The following is a 17,606-nucleotide window of genomic DNA, read 5'->3' on the forward strand; positions in this document are numbered from 1 at the left end:
GCGGGCCGGAGCGGTTCACGAACGCGCCGGGTCCTCGAATTCGGCGAGCCGCTGCAGCAGCTTCACGGCCGCCGCGAGCTCGGCCTGCTCCGCCGCCGACAGTTGCGCGTGCAGCGCGCGAAAGAGCCAATCGTCCTTGGCCGCGCGATTGGCTTGCAGCACCTTGCGGAAACCGGGCGTGAGCGCGATCAGCGTCTGCCGGCCGTCGGTGGGATCGGGCGCGCCGGCGACCGCGCCGAGCGCCTCGAGCGTGGCGACCGTCACGCGCATCGACTGCGGGCGCACGCTTTCGGCACGCGCCAGCGCCGATACCGTCGCCGGGCCGTCGCGATCGAGCCGCAGAAGCACCGATTTCTGCGAGGACGTGAGGTCGTTCGGATGGGTCTGCTCCCGCATCCGCCGCATCAGCTTGCCGACCGAGATGCGGAGTTCGCCGGCGAGACCGGCCAGCGGGTGGGTATCGGGGGAAGACGATGGGGAGTTCATAAATTCAAGATAGCACATCGACAGTCAAACTGTACAGTCTAACTGTATATTTCATCGTGTAAGGATCGAGCGGCCACGCATGCTTTCGGCGCGACGCCGCGCCCCGTTCGGCCGCGCATTCCGGCTCTGCGATAATGCCGGCTTCCCGTTCCCGCTCCGCCTTCCGCCATGACGCAGCCGTCCGCCCCGCTCTCCATCGACCTCCCGCCGATCTCGTGCCTGCCCGGCGACGCGCTGCCGTGGCTGCCGATGAGCGCCGACCTGCCGGGGCTCGCGATCAAGTACCTGCACATCAATGCGGCCGAGGACACGCTGACCGCGCTGCTGAAGATGCCGGCCGGCGGCATGCTGCCGCGCCATCGTCACGAAGGCGAGGTGTTCGTCCATACGCTGCAGGGTGCGTGGCGCTACCGCGAATACGACTGGGTCGCGCACGCCGGTTCGACGGTGCTCGAACCGGCCGGCTCGGTACATACGCCGGAGACGCTCGGCGCGCCGGGCGAGGATGTGATCACGCTGAACGTGATGCGCGGCGACCTCGTGCTGCTCGACGACGACGGCCGCGAAACGGCGCGCGAGAACTGCCGCGTCGCGCTGCTGCGCCAGCGCAAGCATGCGCGTACGGCGCCGGACGCGGCCACGGCGTTCGTTACGCGGTAACTACGCGGCAAGACAGGCGACGCGACGCGCATCGTGCCGCTCTCGTCAACTCCGTCACGCGCGAGCGTCCTCCGCTATACGTTTCCGCTTCCAGGCTTGCCCGCCCGTTATCGAAAACGCCTGAAAAACCGCCGAATATCGTCGGCCAGCAAGTCCGGCTCCTCCATCGCCGCGAAATGGCCGCCGCTCGGCATGTCGGTCCACTGCACGACGTCGAATACGCGTTCGAGCCAACTGCGCGGCGGGCGGCTGATTTCCTTCGGGAAGCGCGCGAAGCCGACGGGCACCGCCAGGCGTTGCTCGGGCGCAAACCGCATCGGCTGCAGCCGGTTCTCCCAATACATCTGCATCGACGAGCCGATGCAGCCGGTAAACCAGTAGAGCGAGATGCCCGTCAGCAGCGTGTCGTGCGAAAAACGGCGCGCGACGTCGCCGTCGCAATCGCTCCACGCACGGAATTTCTCGCCGATCCACGCGGCCAGCCCGAGCGGCGAATCGTTGAGCGCGACGGCCAGCGTCTGCGGCTTCGTCATGTGGACGGACGCGTACCCGCCTTCCAGCGCTGCCCACTCGCCGCGCTGCTTCAGGAATGCCTGCTCGTCGTCGGTCAGCGGCCGCGCCGCGTCGATCGGCGGGTCGTAGCTGCCGGGCAGGTAGTTCAGATGGATGCCGTCGACCACGCCCTCATGCCGCGCGCCGAGCGCGACCGACACGCCCGCGCCCAGATCGCCGCCCTGTGCGCCGAACCGCGGGTAGCCCAGGCCGGCCATCAATGCCGCCCAGCAGTCGGCGACCTGAAGCGCCGACGTGCCGGGCGCCGCCGGCGCGGGAGAAAACAGGAAGCCGGGCAGCGACGGCGCGACGATGTCGAAGGCGTCGTCCGGATCGCCGCCGAACGCGGCCGGATCGCACAAGCGATCGATCAGTGCATGGAATTCGAATGCGGAACCCGGCCAGCCGTGCGTGACGACGAGCGGATAGGGTTTCGGGCCGGTGCCGCGCCGATGCACGAAATGCACGCGCCGGCCGCCGACGTCCGCGACGAACTGCGGCAGCCGGTTCAGCGCGCGTTCCGCCGCGCGCCAATCGAAGCCGTCGGCCCAGTACGCGGCCAGTTCGCGCAGCCACGCGCCGTCGACGCCCTGCTGCCACGGCTCGGCGGGTGTCAAGTTGGGCGGGCGGGTGTCGCGCACGCGTCGACGCAAATCGTCGAGCGCTTGATCGGGTATCGCAATGTCGAACGGTTCGGCGTGCATCGTGTCTCCTCGCGAAACATGTCGACGAGATTCTGCGCGATTTTTCCGCCCCGCGCTGGCGGCAGGCGGCCGCGCGCGTCAGCCCGTTTCGCGCGCGTCAGCTTCCGTCCGTGCGTCGCGCCGCAACGCCTGCGGCGGCACGCCGAACCCGCGCACGAACGCCTCGCGCATGTGCCGGCGGTCGCGAAAACCGTTCTCCTTCGCGATCACGTCGAGCGGATGGCGGCTCTGTTCGATCATCAGCCGCGCCGATTCGAGCCGCAGCCGCTCGATCGCTTTCGCCGGCGACTGCCCGGTTTCGAGCGTAAACACGCGGCTGAACTGGCGCGGGCTCAGGTGCACGGCCTCGGCGAGTTCCTCGACGGTCAGCGCGCGACCGAGATTCCGCCGCGCGTAGTCGAGCGCGCTCTGGATCCGGTCGGATTTCGGCGCGAGATCGAGCATTTCCGAATGCTGCGACTGGCCGCCGGCGCGGCGCTGATGCATCACCAGCTTGCGCGCGACCGACCGCGCGACGTCGGCGCCGAGATCCTTTTCCACCATCGCGAGCGCGAGATCGAGGCCGGCCGTCATCCCGGCCGACGTCCAGATCGGGCCGTCGACGATGAAGATCCGGTCGTCCTCGACGCGAATCTCCGGGTAGTGCCGCTGCATGTCCCGGCCGAACGCCCAGTGCGTGGTCGCGCGACGCTGCGCGAGCAGCCCGGCCTCGGCCAGCACGAACGCGCCCGTGCAGATGCCGGCGATCCGCCGCGCCCGCCCGTTCGCGCGACGCAGGTAGGCGACCACGCCGGCCGGCGCCGGCGCGGCGAGCGGATCGTTGACGCCCGCGACGATCCATGTGTCGACGCCGAGGCGGCCGCGCAGCGCGCGCGTGGCGACCGGCAGCCCGAGCGACGAGCGCACGTCGCCGCCGTCGACCGAATAGTTGTCCATCGCGTAGAACGGCGCGTCCATCCCCATGTTCGCGTACTCGAACACCGACTGCGCGGCGAGCGCCATGATCTGGAAGCCATCGCTGATCAGAAAGCCGATTCGGTGCATGTGCGTTCTCCGCTTCCGTGCCGAGTGGGCCGATGGGCCCGATGTCCTGAATCATACCCATCTACGTCATTTCTGTCGCCGCGCTTCGAGGCCAGAATGCCTTCACGCCATCCGGCCATCCTCATCGAAACGGAGCACATCATGACGCAAGCACATCGCGGTACCGCCCTCATTACCGGCGCGTCGTCGGGCATCGGCGCCGTCTACGCGGACCGCCTCGCGCGCCGCGGCTACGACCTGATCCTGGTCGCGCGCAATCGCGACCGGCTGAGCGCCCTCGCCGAGCGCATCACGAACGACACGCAGCGCAGCGTCGAGATCGTCGACGCGGACCTCAACGACCGCGCGGCGCTCGCCGCCGTCGAAGCCAAGCTGAAACAGGACGCGAGCATCACGCTGCTCGTGAACAACGCAGGCATCGGCACGCATGCGCCGCTGCTCGACAGCGACGTCGACGCGATGACGCGGATGATCGAGCTGAACGTGACCGCGCTCACGCGCCTGACCTATGCTGCCGTGCCCGGCTTCGTCGCACGCGGCCGCGGCGCGGTGATCAACATTGCGTCGATCGTCGCGATCTCGCCGGAAACGCTGAACGGCGTGTACGGCGGCAGCAAGGCGTTCGTGCTCGCGTTCAGCCAGTCGCTGCATCACGAGCTCGCCGACAAGGGCGTGCAGGTGCAGGCCGTGCTGCCCGGCGCGACGGCCACCGAGTTCTGGCAGACGGGCGGCCTGCCGCTCGAGCACCTGCCGAAGGAAATCGTGATGACGGCGCCGGACATGGTCGATGCGGCGCTGGTCGGGTTCGAGCGCGGCGAGCTCGTGACGATCCCGTCGCTGCACGCGGGCGACGAATGGGACGCGTACGAGGCCGCGCGCCGCACGATGGCGCCGCATTTGTCGGCCAATACGCCCGCGCCGCGCTACACCACGGCGCGCTAGTTGCCGGCGGAGGCCGCGCCGCGCCGTGCGCCTTCGCCCTTCACGCCGACCATCAGCGCCACCCCGCTCGCCACCAGCAGCGCGGCCAGCAGATAGACGGCGAGATCCATGCTGCCCGTGCGCGTGCGGATCATCCCGATCACCCACGGGCTGACGATGCCGCTCGTGATCCCGATGCTGCTGATCAACGCGATCCCGGCCGCGGCCGCGTTGCCGTGCAGGTAGCGGGTCGGCACGGCCCAGAAGATCGGCAGCGCCGCGAAGATCAGCGTCGCCGCGATCGACAGGCACGCGAGCATCGCCGCGAAGCTGTGCAGGTGCAGCGTCAGCGCCGCGAGCGCGAGCCCGCCGCCGATCGTGCAGCACGCGAAGTGCTTGCGGCGCTCGCCGGTGCGGTCCGAGCGGCGCGCGATCAGCACCAGACCCACCGCGCCCACCGCATTCGGCACGACCGTGTAGAGGCTCACGGCGACGACGTCGGTCACGCCGAAGTCGCGGATCATCAGCGGCATCCAGAAGTTGAGCGTCAGCGATGCGCAGGTCAGCGAGAAATAGATGAACGCGAACAGGTACACGCGCGGGTTCGCGAGCGCGGCGATCACGCTGCGTCCGTCGTGCGCATTGCCGGGTGCGCGGCCTTCGGCGCACAGCGCGGCGACGCGCGCCTTTTCGTCGGACGTGAGCCACGCGGCGTCCTGCGGCCGGTCGACGAGCAACGTGAACGCGGCGAACGCGAGCAGGATCGCCGGCGCGCCTTCGATCGCGAACATCCACTGCCAGCCGTGCAGCCCGAGCACGCCGCTCATGTCGCGCATGATCCAGCCGGACAACAAGCCGCCGAGCACGCCAGCCACCGCGACGCCCGCGAAGAACACCGAGATCGCCGCCGCGCGCCGGTTCGCGGGGAACCAGTAGGTCAGGTACAGCACGATGCCGGGGAAGAAGCCGGCCTCGAACACCCCGAGCAGGAAGCGCAGCACGTAGAAATGCGACGGCTGCGACACGAACATCATCCCGGTCGACGCGAGGCCCCACAGCAGCATGATCCGCGTGAACGTGCGGCGTGCGCCGAACCGCGCGAGCAGCATGTTGCTCGGCACTTCGCAGCACACGTAGCCGACGTAGAACACCGCGGCGCCGAGGCCGTACATCGCATCGCTGAAGCCGAGATCGTGCTTCATCTGCAACTGCGCGAAGCCGATGTTGATGCGGTCGAGGAACGACACGACGTAGCAGAGGAACAGGAACGGGACGATCCGCCACGCGATCTTGCGGAACATCAGCGCGTCGCTGAATGCGGATGCGGAAGTCGGCGCCGACGCGCTCGCGTGCGCGAGCGTCGCTTCGGCGGGAAGCGATTGGGGCATGTCTCTCTCCAAACGGGCCGCGCGATGTCGAGCGCGCGGCAGTCTCCGAGGGCGTGCATGCGCCCTGCTTTCTTGTGAGACCGGATACGGTCGCCGGCACCGCGGCGCGATGCCGCCGCGAATGCCGCGACCTTCAGGGAAACGGCAAGGCGATCATGTAAGCACCGCCCCGCCGCCGTGGGCCGCTCAGTCCTGCAGCGCGGCCCACATGTCCTTGTCGCGCTGCGCGGTCCAGATGCGCGGATGCGCGATGCCGCTCGCCTCGTCGAACGCGCGCGACACGTCGAACGGCAAGCAATGCTCGTAGATGAACACGTGGCCGAACTTCGGGTCCATCGCTTCGCGCGTGAGCGCCATCGCGGCCTTCAGGTCGAGATTGCGCTCGACGGCCTTGCGGCCCTGCGCGAGCAGCGTCGTGACGAAATCCTTCGTGTAGTCGAGGCCCTTGTTCACTTCGGCCGGATTCAGCAGCGCGGGGCCGCGGCCCGGCACGAGCTTCTCGGCGCCGAGCGCGCGCAACGCCTCGAGCGTGGCCGGCCACTGTTCGAGCTGCGCGTCGCCGCAATAGCACGCGGCGTCGTATTCGACGAGGTCGCCCGAGAACAGCACCTTCTGCGACGGCAGCCAGACGATCGTGTCGCCCTTCGTATGGCCCGAGCCGACATGCATGATCTTCACTTCGAGCTTGCCGAGGAACAGCGTGATCTCGCGCTCGAACACGAGCGTCGGCCAGGTCAGGCCAGGCACCGTCTCGACGCCGGCGAACAGGCGCGGGAAGCGCTCGATCTCCGACTTCATGTCGGCCTCGCCGCGCTCGACGATCATCTCGTACGTACCGCGGCTCGCGATCACGTGCTGCGCGCCTTCGTCGAAGTACGCGGACGCGCCGAGCACGCGCACCGCGTGGTAATGCGACAGCACCACGTGCTTGATCGGCTTGTCGGTCACGCTGCGGATCTTCGCGATCAGGTCCTGCGCCATCGCGGGGGTCGCGGTCGTGTCGACGATCAGCACGCTGTCGTCGCCGATGATCACGCCCGAGTTCGGGTCGCCTTCGGCTGTGTACGCGTACGCGTTCTCGGACAGCTTCGTCCAGGTGACTTTCTTCTCTTCCAGATCGGCTTGGGAGGCGAATGCTTTGGCCATTGTGCGTTCCGTGGCTGCGAGCCATGTGTTGAGGGGGGAGTGAGCGGATCATCGGCCTGCGTCGAATATTTGTCAATGACAAATACGCTTGCTATTGTCCAATACGGGTAAACCTGTGGGCTGGCGCTGAAAATGGCGTCGGATACCATGCGGGGTTTCGTCAACGGAAGAATCATCGCGTGCAGAACCACGAAGTCAGCGCGGACGATGCGCCGCCCAAGGCGCAGCGCGGCATCCAGAGTGTCGAGGTCGGCGGCCGGCTGCTCGACGCGCTCGCGCGCCGGCGCAAGCCGCTCGGGCTGTCGGAACTGGCCGCGGCGGCCGATCTCTCCACCGCGCAGGCGCACACCTATCTCGTGAGCCTGACGCGGCTCGCGCTCGTGAAGCGCGACGCGATCACCGGCAACTACGAGCCGGGCCCGCTGTCGCTGCGGCTCGGGCTGATGTCGATCGAGCGCCAGCCGGCCTACCGGGCAACGCTGCCGCATGCGGTGCGGCTCGCGGAAACGGTCGGGCTGAGCGTCGCACTGTCGGTGCCGGGCGTGCTCGGCCCGACGATCGTGCGCATCGAACACGGCGGGTATCCGTTGCACGTGAACCTGCACGTCGGTTCGGTGATGTCGCTCGACACCACGGCGACCGGCCGCGTGTTCCGGGCGTTCGGCGACGCCGCGCAACTCGATGCGATGGCGGCCAGCCAGGCGGGTGCGGGTGAGACGCTCGCCGGCGCCGAAAGCGAGCCGGTCGCGCCGGACGCCGATGCGCAACCCGTCGAACTCGATGCGATCCGCGCCCGCGGCATCGAACGCAGCATCGACCGGCCGAGCCCGGGCGTCAGCGGGATGTGCGTGCCCGTTCTCGATGCGCACGGGCGCCTGCAGCTCGCGTTGACGGTGATCGGTTCGACGGGATCGATCGATGTCGACTGGGACGGCCCGATCGCGGCGGCGTTGCGCGGCGCGGCGCGGCAGGCCACCGCGTCGCTCGGCGCGGCGCATGCGGAACCGGCGCCCGCGCCTGCGGTGGCGCCGGGCGTCGCGCGCGTACCGCCCGCGCTGGCCGACGACGCGAAAACGCAGCGCGGCATCAATGCGCTCGACAGCACCGGCGACCTGCTGCTCGCGCTGGTGTCGGCGGGCCGCGCGCTGCCGCTGCGCGATCTCGCGACGGCGGCCGGCATGCCCGCCGCGAAGGCATTTCCGCATCTGGTCAGCCTGCAGAAGATCGGGCTGCTGAGCCGCGACGACGCCGGCTGCTTCGACGGCGGGCCGCTCGCGCAGGCGCTCGGCCTGATCGCGATGCAGCGCGTGTCGCCGACGCGCGACGCGGAAGCCGAGATCGTCGCGCTCGCCGGCGCGACCGACATGAGCGTGGCCGCCGCGACGCTCGGCCCGCTCGGGCCGACCGTGATCCGGCTGGAGGAATCGGCGCGGCCGCAGCACGTGAGCCTGCAGGTCGGCACCGTGATGTCGCTCGTCAATACGGCGATCGGCCGGATTTTCGCGTCCGGCATGTCCGACGACGTGCTGGCCGACCTGCTCGCCAACGAGCCGGTGCGGCTCGCAGGCGCGCATGCCGCACCGGATGACACGGCTTTCCGCTCACGGCTCGCGACGATCCGCGCGGACGAACTCGATTTCGCGTTCGATGCGCCGGTGCCGGGCATCGGGACGATTGCCGCGCCCGTGTTCGATCACACCGGCAACATCCGGCTCGTGATCGCGATCATCGGTGCGTCGCGCGGCTTCCCGCGCGGGCCCGACAGCGAGCTCGCGCAGACGCTGCGGGCCGCGACGCGGCGGCTGTCGTGGCGCTTCGGGTGGATCGGCCGGTAATCGCGTCCTTTTCCCAACGTACGTTCGAATCCCTTTCTTTCTGCCAGCGAGGCCGCGCCGGCATGGCCTCGTCACGCCTGTCCGGCACGTCCCGCAGCCAATATTCATGTTGCGTAGCAGCAACATAAATTGTCAGTAATTCTCATATAACGAAATCGCATTTCACAAGGCGGGGCTGTTTCGCTATGATTAGGGTTATCCCTAATTCGCCACCTATATGGGGCTTCGTCATGCAAACGTCTAATGTCTCCGATCGTTCCACCCAATCCACTGGCTGGCTCGCACGTGTTGGCGAGCTGCTGGCGGAAGCCTGGGCACTGCACCTCGAAAACTGCGAAGTCATCGCTGAAGCACACGCGCGCCTGCCGCGCTGAGCGGACTGCCGGCGGCCTGATCCGCTTGCCCTGACGCACGCCAGCGGCTGTTGCGCCGGGCACCGGGCGGTCGCGCCGGTCAGATAGCCAGAAGCCGGGCTCGTCCCGGCCGAATACCTTTCGCCGCGCGGCGAGCGTTTCGAGATCGTCTCAAGGCCGTGTTTCAGGCCGATACCGGCGCCGATTCATGCGTTTCGGCGCGGATGGCTATCAGTCAGATTGTCTGGGCGTGCAGCCATTTCCCGCCGGCGCGCGATTGCGCCCGGCCATCGCCGACGGAAGATTCATCCGTTTTCGTGTGCCCGCCGGCCATTTCTCTCGCGAGCCTTCCGCGCCGGCCGTTCATCGGTTTCCTCCGCACCCGCGCTGTTACCGCACGCACTGCCGTTTCAACAACGGCCGCGCTCCCGTCTCTCCCCCGTCACACCTGAATCGAAGGCACATCCTTCATGCACCGCAGCGCGAACATCGAACGGCTGTGGCGGATGCTCGAAATCCGGTACAGCTTTTCGCGCAGGAAGCGTTCGTAGCCCGCCGTGCCGTCCACCGCGACCTTGATCCAGTAGTCGTACTCGCCCGACACCAGATACGCCTCGAGCACCTCCGGCAGCGCCGCCAGTTCGGCGCCGAAGCGCGCCAGTGCGTCGTCTTCATGGCGATCGAGCGTGACTTCGAGGATCACGATGTCCGCGTAGCCGAGCTTGCGCTGGTTGACCAGCGCGACATAGCCGTCGATGTAGCCGTCGAGTTCGAGTTGCCGCGTGCGGTTCCAGCAGGCGGTGGTCGACATGCCGATCTGTTCGGCCAGTTCGGCGTTCGACAGACGCGCATTTTTTTGCAATGCACCCAGGATCTTGCGGTCCTGATTGTCGAGCGTTTTGGGCGTGCGTTCGCGGGTAGCCATGGCGAGAAGAATCTTCTACTGAAAATCGGCATTCTATCTGAACGGGATTCCGGTTTCAGGGCCGTTTTGCTGGAAAACAGGAAGCCTTTTAACCGGGCCGCTTGATACATTTTCTCCATGCCTGCTGCCCGGCACGCTCCCCGCGACCACCCCTCGCAACGGAGCACGGCCGCAATCACGAGTTGCGGTGCCGGCCGGCAGACATGCGATTCCCCGCCGCCCGCACGCCCATCCGACCGCGTGCGGGGCCGGTGCCTGCCTCCCCGCTCTTGCCCGTCCGTCATGTCGTTCAAGCTTTATCTGTCGTTCCTCGCTGCTTCCGTCGTCCTCATCTACGCGCCCGGCCCCGTCAACCTGCTCACGATGAACCAGGCGTTGCGCACCGGCTGGCGCCGCGCGCTGCCGTGCGTCTGGGGCGGCACGCTCGCCGTGCTGCTGCAACTCGCGCTGACCGCGCTGTGCCTCAACTCGCTGGTCCACCTCGATGAACACGCACTGACCGTGCTGCGCTGGGCCGGCGCCGCGTATCTCGTCTGGCTCGGCGGCAAGCAATGGCTGAGCCGCACGCCGGCCGGCGCGGCCGCGGCGCCGGCCGAGACCGGCACCGAAACGGCGAGCGCCCCGCCGGACGCCGACTCCGGACGCGCGCTGTTCTGGCGCGGCGTCGCGACTTCCGGGCTGAATCCGAAGACGCTGCTGTTCTTTCCGTCGTTCTTTCCGCAGTTCATCAGCCCGACTGCCGACTGGAGCCTGAACCTTCAATACCTGCTGCTCGCCGCGACGTTCGCGCTGCTGTTCGCGGGTGGCGTCGCGTCGATGGCGCTGTTCTCGCACCGGCTGAGCCGCGCATTGCAGCGGCCGGCGCGGATGCGTGCGATGAACCGCGTGACGGGCGGGCTGCTCGTCGGGATGGGCGCGATCATGGTCGGCTGGAACTGAACGGCCGCGCGGACGGGCTGCGTCGACGCCGCTGCCAGGCGCCTCGAAAAAGCAGCCGGGCGCCGAATGCTTTAGGGTAGCGCCTGGTTCGTTGGACATGCCCGGGCCTGCCGGGCGACTGAATGAAGCACGTCACATCCCGCCTGCGGCGCCTGTTCGCGCCGATCGGCCTGCACTGGTATCTCGCCCTCCTGCTTGCGCTCGATGCGCTCATGGTGCTGCGCCCCGTCGTCGAGCACGCGCGGCTCGGTCTGCACCGCGCGTGGCTCGCCGATGCGCTGAATCTCGTCGACAACATGGGGCTCGTCGTGCTGCCGCAGGTGGTGGTCGCGGCCGGCCTCGCGACGATGGCCATCGGCATCGTGCTGCGCGCCCGCGTCGCGTGGGTGTTGTCGATCCTGCTGCTGGTCGCGGCCGCCGCGATCAGCGTGCTCGGCGGCTATCGCAGCCACGCGGTGTTCGTCTATACGGCCGTGCTGGTCGTCGCGCTGCTGTACTACTGGCGGCACTTCGATCGCGCGAGCGTGGCCGCCAGCAGCCTGTTCGCGTTGCTGAGCATCGTGTCGCTGCTGATCTACGCCACTTTCGGCGTGCTCTATCTCGGCGACGAGTTCACGCCGCCCGTCCACGATCTCGCCACCGCCGTCTATTTCTCGATCGTGTCGATGTCGACCGTCGGCTACGGCGACATCGTCCCGCACGCACCGACCGCGCGCCTGTTTACCGCATCGGTGATCGTGCTCGGCATCACGGTGTTCGCGACGTCGATCAGCGCGGTCGTCGGCCCGGTGATCGGCGGCAATCTGAAACGGATCGTCAAGGGAGGCATTTCGAACGTGATCCGCAAGCATCATTTCCTGATCGTCGGCGCGACACCCGTCGCGCATGCGGTGCACGACGGGCTGCGCAAGCGCGGCTACGCGGTGACCGTCGTCGTGCCGGCCGGCGTCGAGCACAACTATCCGGCGGCGACCGACCTGATCGTCGGCGATGCGACCGACCATGCGGTGCTGGAAAGCGCCGGCGCGGCGACCGCGCGCGCGGTGCTCGCGCTGCGCTCGGACGACGCCGAAAACGCGTTCATCATCCTCGCGATCCGCGAGATCGCGCCGTCGGTGCGCACGGTCGCGCTCGTGAACCAGCAGCGCAACCTCGAACGGCTGCGGCTGTTGAAGCCCGACATGGTGTTCTCGCCGCAGCAGCTCGCGGGCGAACTGCTCGCCAGCACGCTCAACGACGAACCGGTCGACAAGTCGATGATCTCGCACCTGCTGTTCGGCACGACGGATGCCGCGTGAGATCGTGAGCCGGTGACCGCGTGACCGGGGCCGGCCGCCGCGCGGCCGGTACAATCGCGCGATGTCCGAATTGCTCACTTACGGCGGCCTGTTCGCCGTGTCGATGGTCGCCGCGACCCTGTTGCCGCTCCAGTCCGAAGCCGTGCTCGCCGGCCTGCTGCTCGCGGGGCGCGAACCCGTGTGGGCGCTGGTGCTGGTCGCGAGCGTCGGCAACGTCGCCGGCTCGGCGATCAACTGGGCGCTCGGCCGCGGCATCGAGCATTTTTGCGAGCGCCGCTGGTTTCCGGTCAAGCCGTCCGCGCTTGCGCGCGCCGAGCGCTGGTACGCACGCTGCGGCCGCTGGTCGCTGCTGCTGAGCTGGGCGCCGGTGATCGGCGATCCGCTGACGATGATCGCCGGCGTGCTGCGCGAGCCGCTGCCGACCTTTCTCGCGATCGTGACGATCGCGAAAGTCGGCCGCTATCTGGCCGTCGCGTGGCTCGTCACGCACTGAGCTCCGCTTCCCCTTCGCCCGCCTGCGGGCCCGTGATCCGCGACACCCGCTAAAGATTTCGCGAAAGTTGCCGTATTAACGGGACCACGAGCGGTGACGCGTGCGTTCCGCCTCCTCTCACTCCCACTCAGGATGTCTCATGAGAATGACCCAATTGGGCCGAGTGAGCGTCGGCGCGCGTCTGGCCGCGCTGGCGTGCGCGCTCGTCGCCTTGCTGTTTACCGTGTTCGCGTGGACGCTCGCCCATTTCGCCGGCCAGCAGCTCGCCGATGAAGCGCATAAGCGGATCGACGACAAGGAGCAGTCGATCCGCGCGATGGTCGACCTGTTCGACAAGGCGTTGACCGCCGAAGCCAACCGCTCGATGTCGCTGTTCGCGAGTTTCCTGCCGGCCGATTTCTCGCTCGACCCGGCGCGCACCGTCGACATCGGCGGCGTGGCCGCGCCGACCCTGCTCGCGGGCGGCCAGCCGCTCGACCTCGACTACTCGATTCCCGACCAGTTCCTGAAGAAAAGCGGCGCGATCGCGACGATCTTCGCGCGCGACGGCGACGATTTCGTGCGTATCACGACGTCGCTGAAGAAGCAGGACGGCGCGCGCGCCGTCGGTACCAAGCTCGACCGCGCCGGCCCCGCGTATGCACCGCTGGTCGCCGGGCGCAGCTACACGGGCCTCGCGAAGCTGTTCGGCCGGTCGTACATCACGCAGTACAAGCCGGTGACCGACGCGACCGGCCGCGTGATCGGCGCGCTGTTCGTCGGTCTCGACATCGGCGCCGAGCTCAAGCTCGTCGAGGACGGCATCCGTGCGCTGAAGATCGGCGACAACGGCTACTACTTCGTGCTCGATGCGTCGCAAGGCCCGTCGCGCGGCACCTTCGTCGTACATCCCGACGCGGCCGGCCAACGGGCCGACGACACGCGCGCCCCCTACGCGCAGATGCTCGCGACTGCCCAGGGCCGGCTCGCGTATACGTCGACCGACCCGGCCGCGCACGACGCCGGGCCGACCGCGAAATTCGTGTCGTTCACGACGATTCCGCAGTGGCAATGGCTCGTCGGCGGGATCGCGCTCGACGACGAGCTGCTGGCCACCATGCGCGCCACCCGCAACCGCTTCCTGATGATCGGCGCCGTGCTCGTCGCGGCGTTCGCGACGCTGTTCGTCATCGTCGTGCGGCGCGTGGTGAGCCGGCCGCTGGAAGCCGCCGCCCGCGCGTCCGAGCGCTATGCGGCGGGCGATCTCAGCGTGCGCATCCGCGACGGCGCGGCCGCGCACGGCAGCGCGGGCAACGACGAGATCGGCCGGCTCGTGCAGGCGGTCGACGGGATCGGCGACGGCCTCGCGCGGATCGTCGCGCAAGTGCGCAACGGCGCGGCCGACATCGCGCACGGCACGGTCGGCATCGCGGCCGGCAGCGGCGACATTGCCGCGCGGATCGCGACGCAGGCCAGCAGCGTCGAACAGACGGCCGCCAGCATGGAGCAGATCACGGCCGCCGTGCAGCAGAGCGCCGAGCATGCGGCGCAGGCCAACGCGCTGGTCGCGGATGCGTCGGCCGCCGCGACGAACGGCGACGCCGCGGTGCAGCGCGTGGTCGCGACGATGGACGACATCGGCCGCGCGACGCGCCGGATCGCCGAGATCACCGGCGCGATCGAAGGCATCGCGTTCCAGACCAACATCCTCGCGCTGAACGCGGCCGTCGAGGCCGCCCGCGCGGGCGAACACGGCAAGGGCTTCGCGGTGGTCGCGGCCGAGGTGCGCGCGCTCGCGCAGCGCAGCGCGGCCGCGGTCAAGGAGATCGACGCGCTGAGCGCCGAATCGTCGACGACGGTCGAACAGGGTTACCGGATCGCGGACGCCGCGCGCGGCACGATGCGCGACATCGTCGCGCGGGTCGACCAGGTGCGCACGCTGATCGGCGAGATCAGCGCCGCGTCGCGCGAACAATCGACCGGCATCGAGCAGGTGAACCTGGCCGTCACGCAGATCGGCGAAGCGACGCAGCAGAATGCGCTGCTGATCTCGGACGCCGAGCGCGCGGCCGTCGCGTTGCGCGAGCAGGCCGCGCAACTGTCGGACGCGGTCAGCGTGTTCCGGCTCGCACGCGACGCGTGACGAACGCCGGACGACGAACGATCGGCCGCGGTGGGCCTTCGACTACTTCTTGTCGCCCGCCAGGTCGATCGCCTTGTCCGAGCCGACCGCATGGCGCAACTGGAACTTCTGGATCTTGCCGGTCGAGGTCTTCGGCAGCTCGCCGAAGCGCACGGCCTTCGGCACCTTGAAGCCCGCGAGCAGTTGCCGGCAGTGCGCGACGATCTCTTCCTCGGTCGCGCTCGCGCCTTCGCGCAGCTCGACGAACGCGCACGGCACCTCGCCCCATTTCGGGTCGGGCATCGCGACGACGGCCGCCACGGCCACCGCCGGATGCCGATACAGCGCGTCCTCGACCTCGATGCTCGAGATGTTCTCGCCGCCCGAGATGATGATGTCCTTCTTGCGATCCTTGATCCGGATATAGCCGTCCGGCATCAGCACCGCGAGATCGCCGGTATGGAACCAGCCGCCGTGGAACGCCTCGTCGGTCGCCTTCGGGTTCTTCAGGTAGCCCTTCATGCAGATGTTGCCGCGGAACATGATCTCGCCCAGCGTCTCGCCGTCGGCCGGCACCGGCGTCATCGTGTCGGGATCGAGCACCGTCGCGCCGGCCTCGAGGTGGTAGCGCACGCCCTGGCGCGCATTCAGCCGCGCGCGCTCCTCGTCGGACACGGCGTCCCAGTGCGCCTGCTTCGCGCAGACGGTCGCCGGGCCGTAGACCTCGGTCAGCCCGTACACGTGCAGCAGGTCGAAGCCGATCTCCTTCATCTTCGCGATCACGGCCGGCGCGGGCGCCGCGCCCGCGACCATCGCATGCACCGTGTGGTCGATCCCCGCGCGCAACTCGGCCGGCGCATTCGCGATCGCGCTCTGCACGATCGGCGCGCCGCAGTAATGCGTGATGCGCTCGCGGCGAATCAGGTCGAACACCGTCTTCGCGTCGAACTTGCGCAGGCACACGTTCACGCCCGCGCGCGCCGCGACGGCCCACGGGAAACACCAGCCGTTGCAGTGGAACATCGGCAGCGTCCACAGATACACCGCGTGCTTCGGCATGTCCCATTCGAGGATGTTGCTGATCGCCGCGAGATACGCGCCGCGATGGTGGTAAACGACGCCCTTCGGGTCGCCGGTCGTACCCGACGTGTAGTTCAGCGCGATCGCCTCCCATTCGTCCGCGGGCGGCGTCCATGCGTAGTCGGGGTCGCCGCCGGCCACGAACGCCTCGTAGTCGGTCGCGCCCGCGAAACGGTCGGGGTCGGCCGGCAGCGCGTCGGCCACGCTGACGATCTTCAGGCCCGGCAGCTCCAGCGCCGCGCGCTGCGCGACCTCCGCGTATTCGGTGTCGACGATCAGCACCTTCGCCTCGCCGTGACGCAGCATGAACAGCACCGACGATGCGTCGAGCCGCGTGTTGATCGTGTTCAGCACGGCGCCGGCCATCGGCACGCCGAAGTGCGCCTCGACCATCGCCGGGATGTTCGGCAGCAGCGCCGCGACCGTGTCGCCGCGCCCGACCCCGGCCTGCGCGAGCGCGCTCGCCAGCTGCTTCGCGCGGGTGCAGGTCTCGCCCCACGTGCGCCGCACGTCGCCGTGCACGATCGCGAGGCGCTCGCCGTAGACTTCGGCCGCCCGGATCAGGAAATCGATCGGGGTGAGCGGCACGTAATTGGCATCGCGGCGGCCGAGCCCGGCCTCGAACATCTGCGTCATGATCCTGTCTCCCGTGTTCTGTCCACCGGGGCGCATGCACCCCGGATCGTTTTGATGTGGTTCAATTGCCGACAGCCTAACGGGCGCTATTGTGAGCCGTCTGTCATCGAAACGACAGAGTGCCGCTCGAGCGCTGCGCGTTATCCCTATCCTCGCAAACCCGCACCCATGCACGACCACCTCGACGCGGCCGCCGCCCCGGCCGACACGCTCCCCGAACCGGGCTCGCTGCCGCCGCTCGCGACGCTGTTCGGCCAGTGCGCGTGGTTTCGCACGCTGGCGCCCGGACACCAGGCGCGCGTGCTGGCCGAGTCGCACGTCGCGCAGTGCGAAGCGGGCGACGTGATCGCGCACCGGCTCGCGCCGTCCGAATACTGGATCGGCGTCCATCAGGGGTTGCTGAAGCTCGCGATCTTCAACGTGTCGGGGCGCGGCTGCACGTTCTCCGGCGTGCCGTCGGGCGGCTGGTTCGGCGAAGGCAGCGTGATCAAGCGCGAGCTGCGCAAGTACGAGGTCGTCGCGATCCAGCGCTCGACCGTGCTGTTCGTGCCGGTCGACACGTTCCATGCGCTGCTCGACACGAGCCTGCCGTTCACGCGCTTCGTGATTCATCAGCTGAACAACCGGATGGGCGAATTCATCGCGTCGATCCAGAACAGCCGGCTGCTCGACGTCGACGCGCGCGTCGCGCAGGCGCTCGCGCAGCTCTTCAATCCCGCGCTGTACCCGGACACCGGCTGGTCGCTGTCGATCTCGCAGGAGGAGCTGGGGATGCTCGTCGGCGTGTCGCGCCAGCGGATCAACCAGGCGCTGCAGCAGCTCGAGAAGCTCGGCGCGCTGCGGCTCGCGTACAACCAGATCGACGTCGTCGATCTCGACGCGCTCGCGCGCTTCGGCATGGAGCAGCTGTGAGCGCCGCCCGATGCGCGAAACCGTCGCGATCGCGACGACGCATTCCGTCTGCGGAATCGGCCGACGGACGCCACGCCCCAACCTGACGATTCCGCCAGTTTCGCGACAGTAACCCGTTGCGGGCCGACGCCTA

The 17,606-nt window shown here is 68.7% G+C and carries 15 protein-coding genes; 8 read left to right on the forward strand and 7 right to left on the reverse strand.

Going from position 1 to position 17,606, the window contains the following annotated elements; all coding sequences use genetic code 11:
• Positions 1-15: 15 nt before the first annotated feature.
• Complete coding sequence (locus BLS50_RS19010; protein ID WP_412668064.1) at positions 16-504, reverse strand: MarR family winged helix-turn-helix transcriptional regulator; 489 nt, start codon at positions 502-504, stop codon at positions 16-18.
• Positions 505-654: 150 nt separating this feature from the next.
• Between BLS50_RS19010 and BLS50_RS19015 the strand changes: the two genes are divergently transcribed.
• On the forward strand, positions 655-1,146 hold the full coding sequence (locus BLS50_RS19015; protein ID WP_074803442.1) for a 2,4'-dihydroxyacetophenone dioxygenase family protein: 492 nt from the start codon (positions 655-657) through the stop codon (positions 1,144-1,146).
• A 107-nt stretch (positions 1,147-1,253) separates the two neighbouring features.
• Here BLS50_RS19015 and BLS50_RS19020 read toward each other — a convergent pair whose 3' ends face one another.
• Positions 1,254-2,402, reverse strand: a complete 1,149-nt coding sequence (locus BLS50_RS19020) for an epoxide hydrolase family protein (RefSeq protein WP_074803444.1) — start codon at positions 2,400-2,402, stop codon at positions 1,254-1,256.
• A 78-nt stretch (positions 2,403-2,480) separates the two neighbouring features.
• Positions 2,481-3,446 (reverse strand): GlxA family transcriptional regulator, encoded by a 966-nt coding sequence (locus BLS50_RS19025; RefSeq protein WP_074803447.1) that lies wholly within the window; start codon positions 3,444-3,446, stop codon positions 2,481-2,483.
• A gap of 141 nt (positions 3,447-3,587) precedes the next feature.
• Between BLS50_RS19025 and BLS50_RS19030 the strand changes: the two genes are divergently transcribed.
• The gene (locus BLS50_RS19030; RefSeq protein WP_074806517.1) at positions 3,588-4,388 is read left to right on the forward strand and encodes an SDR family NAD(P)-dependent oxidoreductase; all 801 of its coding nucleotides are present in this window, start codon (positions 3,588-3,590) and stop codon (positions 4,386-4,388) included.
• Here the strand turns inward: BLS50_RS19030 and BLS50_RS19035 are convergent.
• Both BLS50_RS19035 and BLS50_RS19040 read right to left on the reverse strand, forming a co-directional pair.
• Positions 4,385-5,755, reverse strand: a complete 1,371-nt coding sequence (locus BLS50_RS19035) for an MFS transporter (protein WP_074803449.1) — start codon at positions 5,753-5,755, stop codon at positions 4,385-4,387. The two genes, BLS50_RS19030 and BLS50_RS19035, sit on opposite strands and share 4 nt — an antisense overlap.
• Before the next feature lie 186 nt (positions 5,756-5,941).
• Positions 5,942-6,901 carry an MBL fold metallo-hydrolase gene (locus BLS50_RS19040; RefSeq protein ID WP_006482658.1) on the reverse strand — a complete coding sequence of 320 codons (960 nt, stop codon included), beginning with the start codon at positions 6,899-6,901 and terminating at the stop codon, positions 5,942-5,944.
• A 179-nt stretch (positions 6,902-7,080) separates the two neighbouring features.
• Between BLS50_RS19040 and BLS50_RS19045 the strand changes: the two genes are divergently transcribed.
• On the forward strand, positions 7,081-8,736 hold the full coding sequence (locus tag BLS50_RS19045) for an IclR family transcriptional regulator (protein WP_074803451.1): 1,656 nt from the start codon (positions 7,081-7,083) through the stop codon (positions 8,734-8,736).
• Positions 8,737-9,531: 795 nt separating this feature from the next.
• Here BLS50_RS19045 and BLS50_RS19055 read toward each other — a convergent pair.
• Positions 9,532-10,014: an Lrp/AsnC family transcriptional regulator gene (locus BLS50_RS19055; RefSeq protein ID WP_006479115.1), complete on the reverse strand. Its 483-nt coding sequence runs from the start codon at positions 10,012-10,014 to the stop codon at positions 9,532-9,534.
• Between the two features lie 282 nt (positions 10,015-10,296).
• Between BLS50_RS19055 and BLS50_RS19060 the strand changes: the two genes are divergently transcribed.
• The 4 genes from BLS50_RS19060 to BLS50_RS19075 all read left to right on the forward strand — a co-directional run bounded on the left by BLS50_RS19060 (position 10,297) and on the right by BLS50_RS19075 (position 14,866).
• Positions 10,297-10,953, forward strand: a complete 657-nt coding sequence (locus BLS50_RS19060) for a LysE family translocator (RefSeq protein WP_027813262.1) — start codon at positions 10,297-10,299, stop codon at positions 10,951-10,953.
• A gap of 122 nt (positions 10,954-11,075) precedes the next feature.
• Positions 11,076-12,251 carry a voltage-gated potassium channel protein gene (gene kch / locus BLS50_RS19065; RefSeq protein ID WP_006479117.1) on the forward strand — a complete coding sequence of 392 codons (1,176 nt, stop codon included), beginning with the start codon at positions 11,076-11,078 and terminating at the stop codon, positions 12,249-12,251.
• A 61-nt stretch (positions 12,252-12,312) separates the two neighbouring features.
• Positions 12,313-12,744, forward strand: a complete 432-nt coding sequence (locus BLS50_RS19070; RefSeq protein ID WP_074803455.1) for a YqaA family protein — start codon at positions 12,313-12,315, stop codon at positions 12,742-12,744.
• A gap of 139 nt (positions 12,745-12,883) precedes the next feature.
• Positions 12,884-14,866, forward strand: a complete 1,983-nt coding sequence (locus tag BLS50_RS19075; protein ID WP_074803457.1) for a methyl-accepting chemotaxis protein — start codon at positions 12,884-12,886, stop codon at positions 14,864-14,866.
• A gap of 42 nt (positions 14,867-14,908) precedes the next feature.
• On the opposite strand, the gene BLS50_RS19080 is transcribed toward BLS50_RS19075, so the two are convergent.
• A complete protein-coding gene (locus BLS50_RS19080; RefSeq protein WP_011547786.1) occupies positions 14,909-16,561 on the reverse strand; it encodes an acyl-CoA synthetase in 1,653 nt (550 codons plus the stop codon).
• Between the two features lie 168 nt (positions 16,562-16,729).
• Here BLS50_RS19080 and BLS50_RS19085 point away from each other — a divergent pair, with 168 nt between their 5' ends.
• Positions 16,730-17,473, forward strand: a complete 744-nt coding sequence (locus tag BLS50_RS19085) for a Crp/Fnr family transcriptional regulator (RefSeq protein ID WP_074803459.1) — start codon at positions 16,730-16,732, stop codon at positions 17,471-17,473.
• Positions 17,474-17,606: the final 133 nt, after the last annotated feature.

Source organism: Burkholderia orbicola (assembly GCF_900100915.1).
Taxonomy (GTDB): domain Bacteria; phylum Pseudomonadota; class Gammaproteobacteria; order Burkholderiales; family Burkholderiaceae; genus Burkholderia; species Burkholderia orbicola.

What these genes read in the sequence shown, in the direction of transcription:
- BLS50_RS19030 (WP_074806517.1), top strand. Translation starts at nt 3,588, where the DNA reads ATGACGCAAGCACATCGCGGTACCGCCCTCATTACCGGCGCGTCGTCG.
- BLS50_RS19025 (WP_074803447.1), bottom strand. Translation starts at nt 3,446, where the DNA reads ATGCACCGAATCGGCTTTCTGATCAGCGATGGCTTCCAGATCATGGCG.
- BLS50_RS19055 (WP_006479115.1), bottom strand. Translation starts at nt 10,014, where the DNA reads ATGGCTACCCGCGAACGCACGCCCAAAACGCTCGACAATCAGGACCGC.
- BLS50_RS19020 (WP_074803444.1), bottom strand. Translation starts at nt 2,402, where the DNA reads ATGCACGCCGAACCGTTCGACATTGCGATACCCGATCAAGCGCTCGAC.
- BLS50_RS19075 (WP_074803457.1), top strand. Translation starts at nt 12,884, where the DNA reads ATGAGAATGACCCAATTGGGCCGAGTGAGCGTCGGCGCGCGTCTGGCC.
- BLS50_RS19085 (WP_074803459.1), top strand. Translation starts at nt 16,730, where the DNA reads ATGCACGACCACCTCGACGCGGCCGCCGCCCCGGCCGACACGCTCCCC.
- BLS50_RS19015 (WP_074803442.1), top strand. Translation starts at nt 655, where the DNA reads ATGACGCAGCCGTCCGCCCCGCTCTCCATCGACCTCCCGCCGATCTCG.
- BLS50_RS19010 (WP_412668064.1), bottom strand. Translation starts at nt 504, where the DNA reads ATGTGCTATCTTGAATTTATGAACTCCCCATCGTCTTCCCCCGATACC.
- BLS50_RS19040 (WP_006482658.1), bottom strand. Translation starts at nt 6,901, where the DNA reads ATGGCCAAAGCATTCGCCTCCCAAGCCGATCTGGAAGAGAAGAAAGTC.
- BLS50_RS19080 (WP_011547786.1), bottom strand. Translation starts at nt 16,561, where the DNA reads ATGACGCAGATGTTCGAGGCCGGGCTCGGCCGCCGCGATGCCAATTAC.
- kch (WP_006479117.1), top strand. Translation starts at nt 11,076, where the DNA reads ATGAAGCACGTCACATCCCGCCTGCGGCGCCTGTTCGCGCCGATCGGC.
- BLS50_RS19060 (WP_027813262.1), top strand. Translation starts at nt 10,297, where the DNA reads ATGTCGTTCAAGCTTTATCTGTCGTTCCTCGCTGCTTCCGTCGTCCTC.
- BLS50_RS19035 (WP_074803449.1), bottom strand. Translation starts at nt 5,755, where the DNA reads ATGCCCCAATCGCTTCCCGCCGAAGCGACGCTCGCGCACGCGAGCGCG.
- BLS50_RS19070 (WP_074803455.1), top strand. Translation starts at nt 12,313, where the DNA reads ATGTCCGAATTGCTCACTTACGGCGGCCTGTTCGCCGTGTCGATGGTC.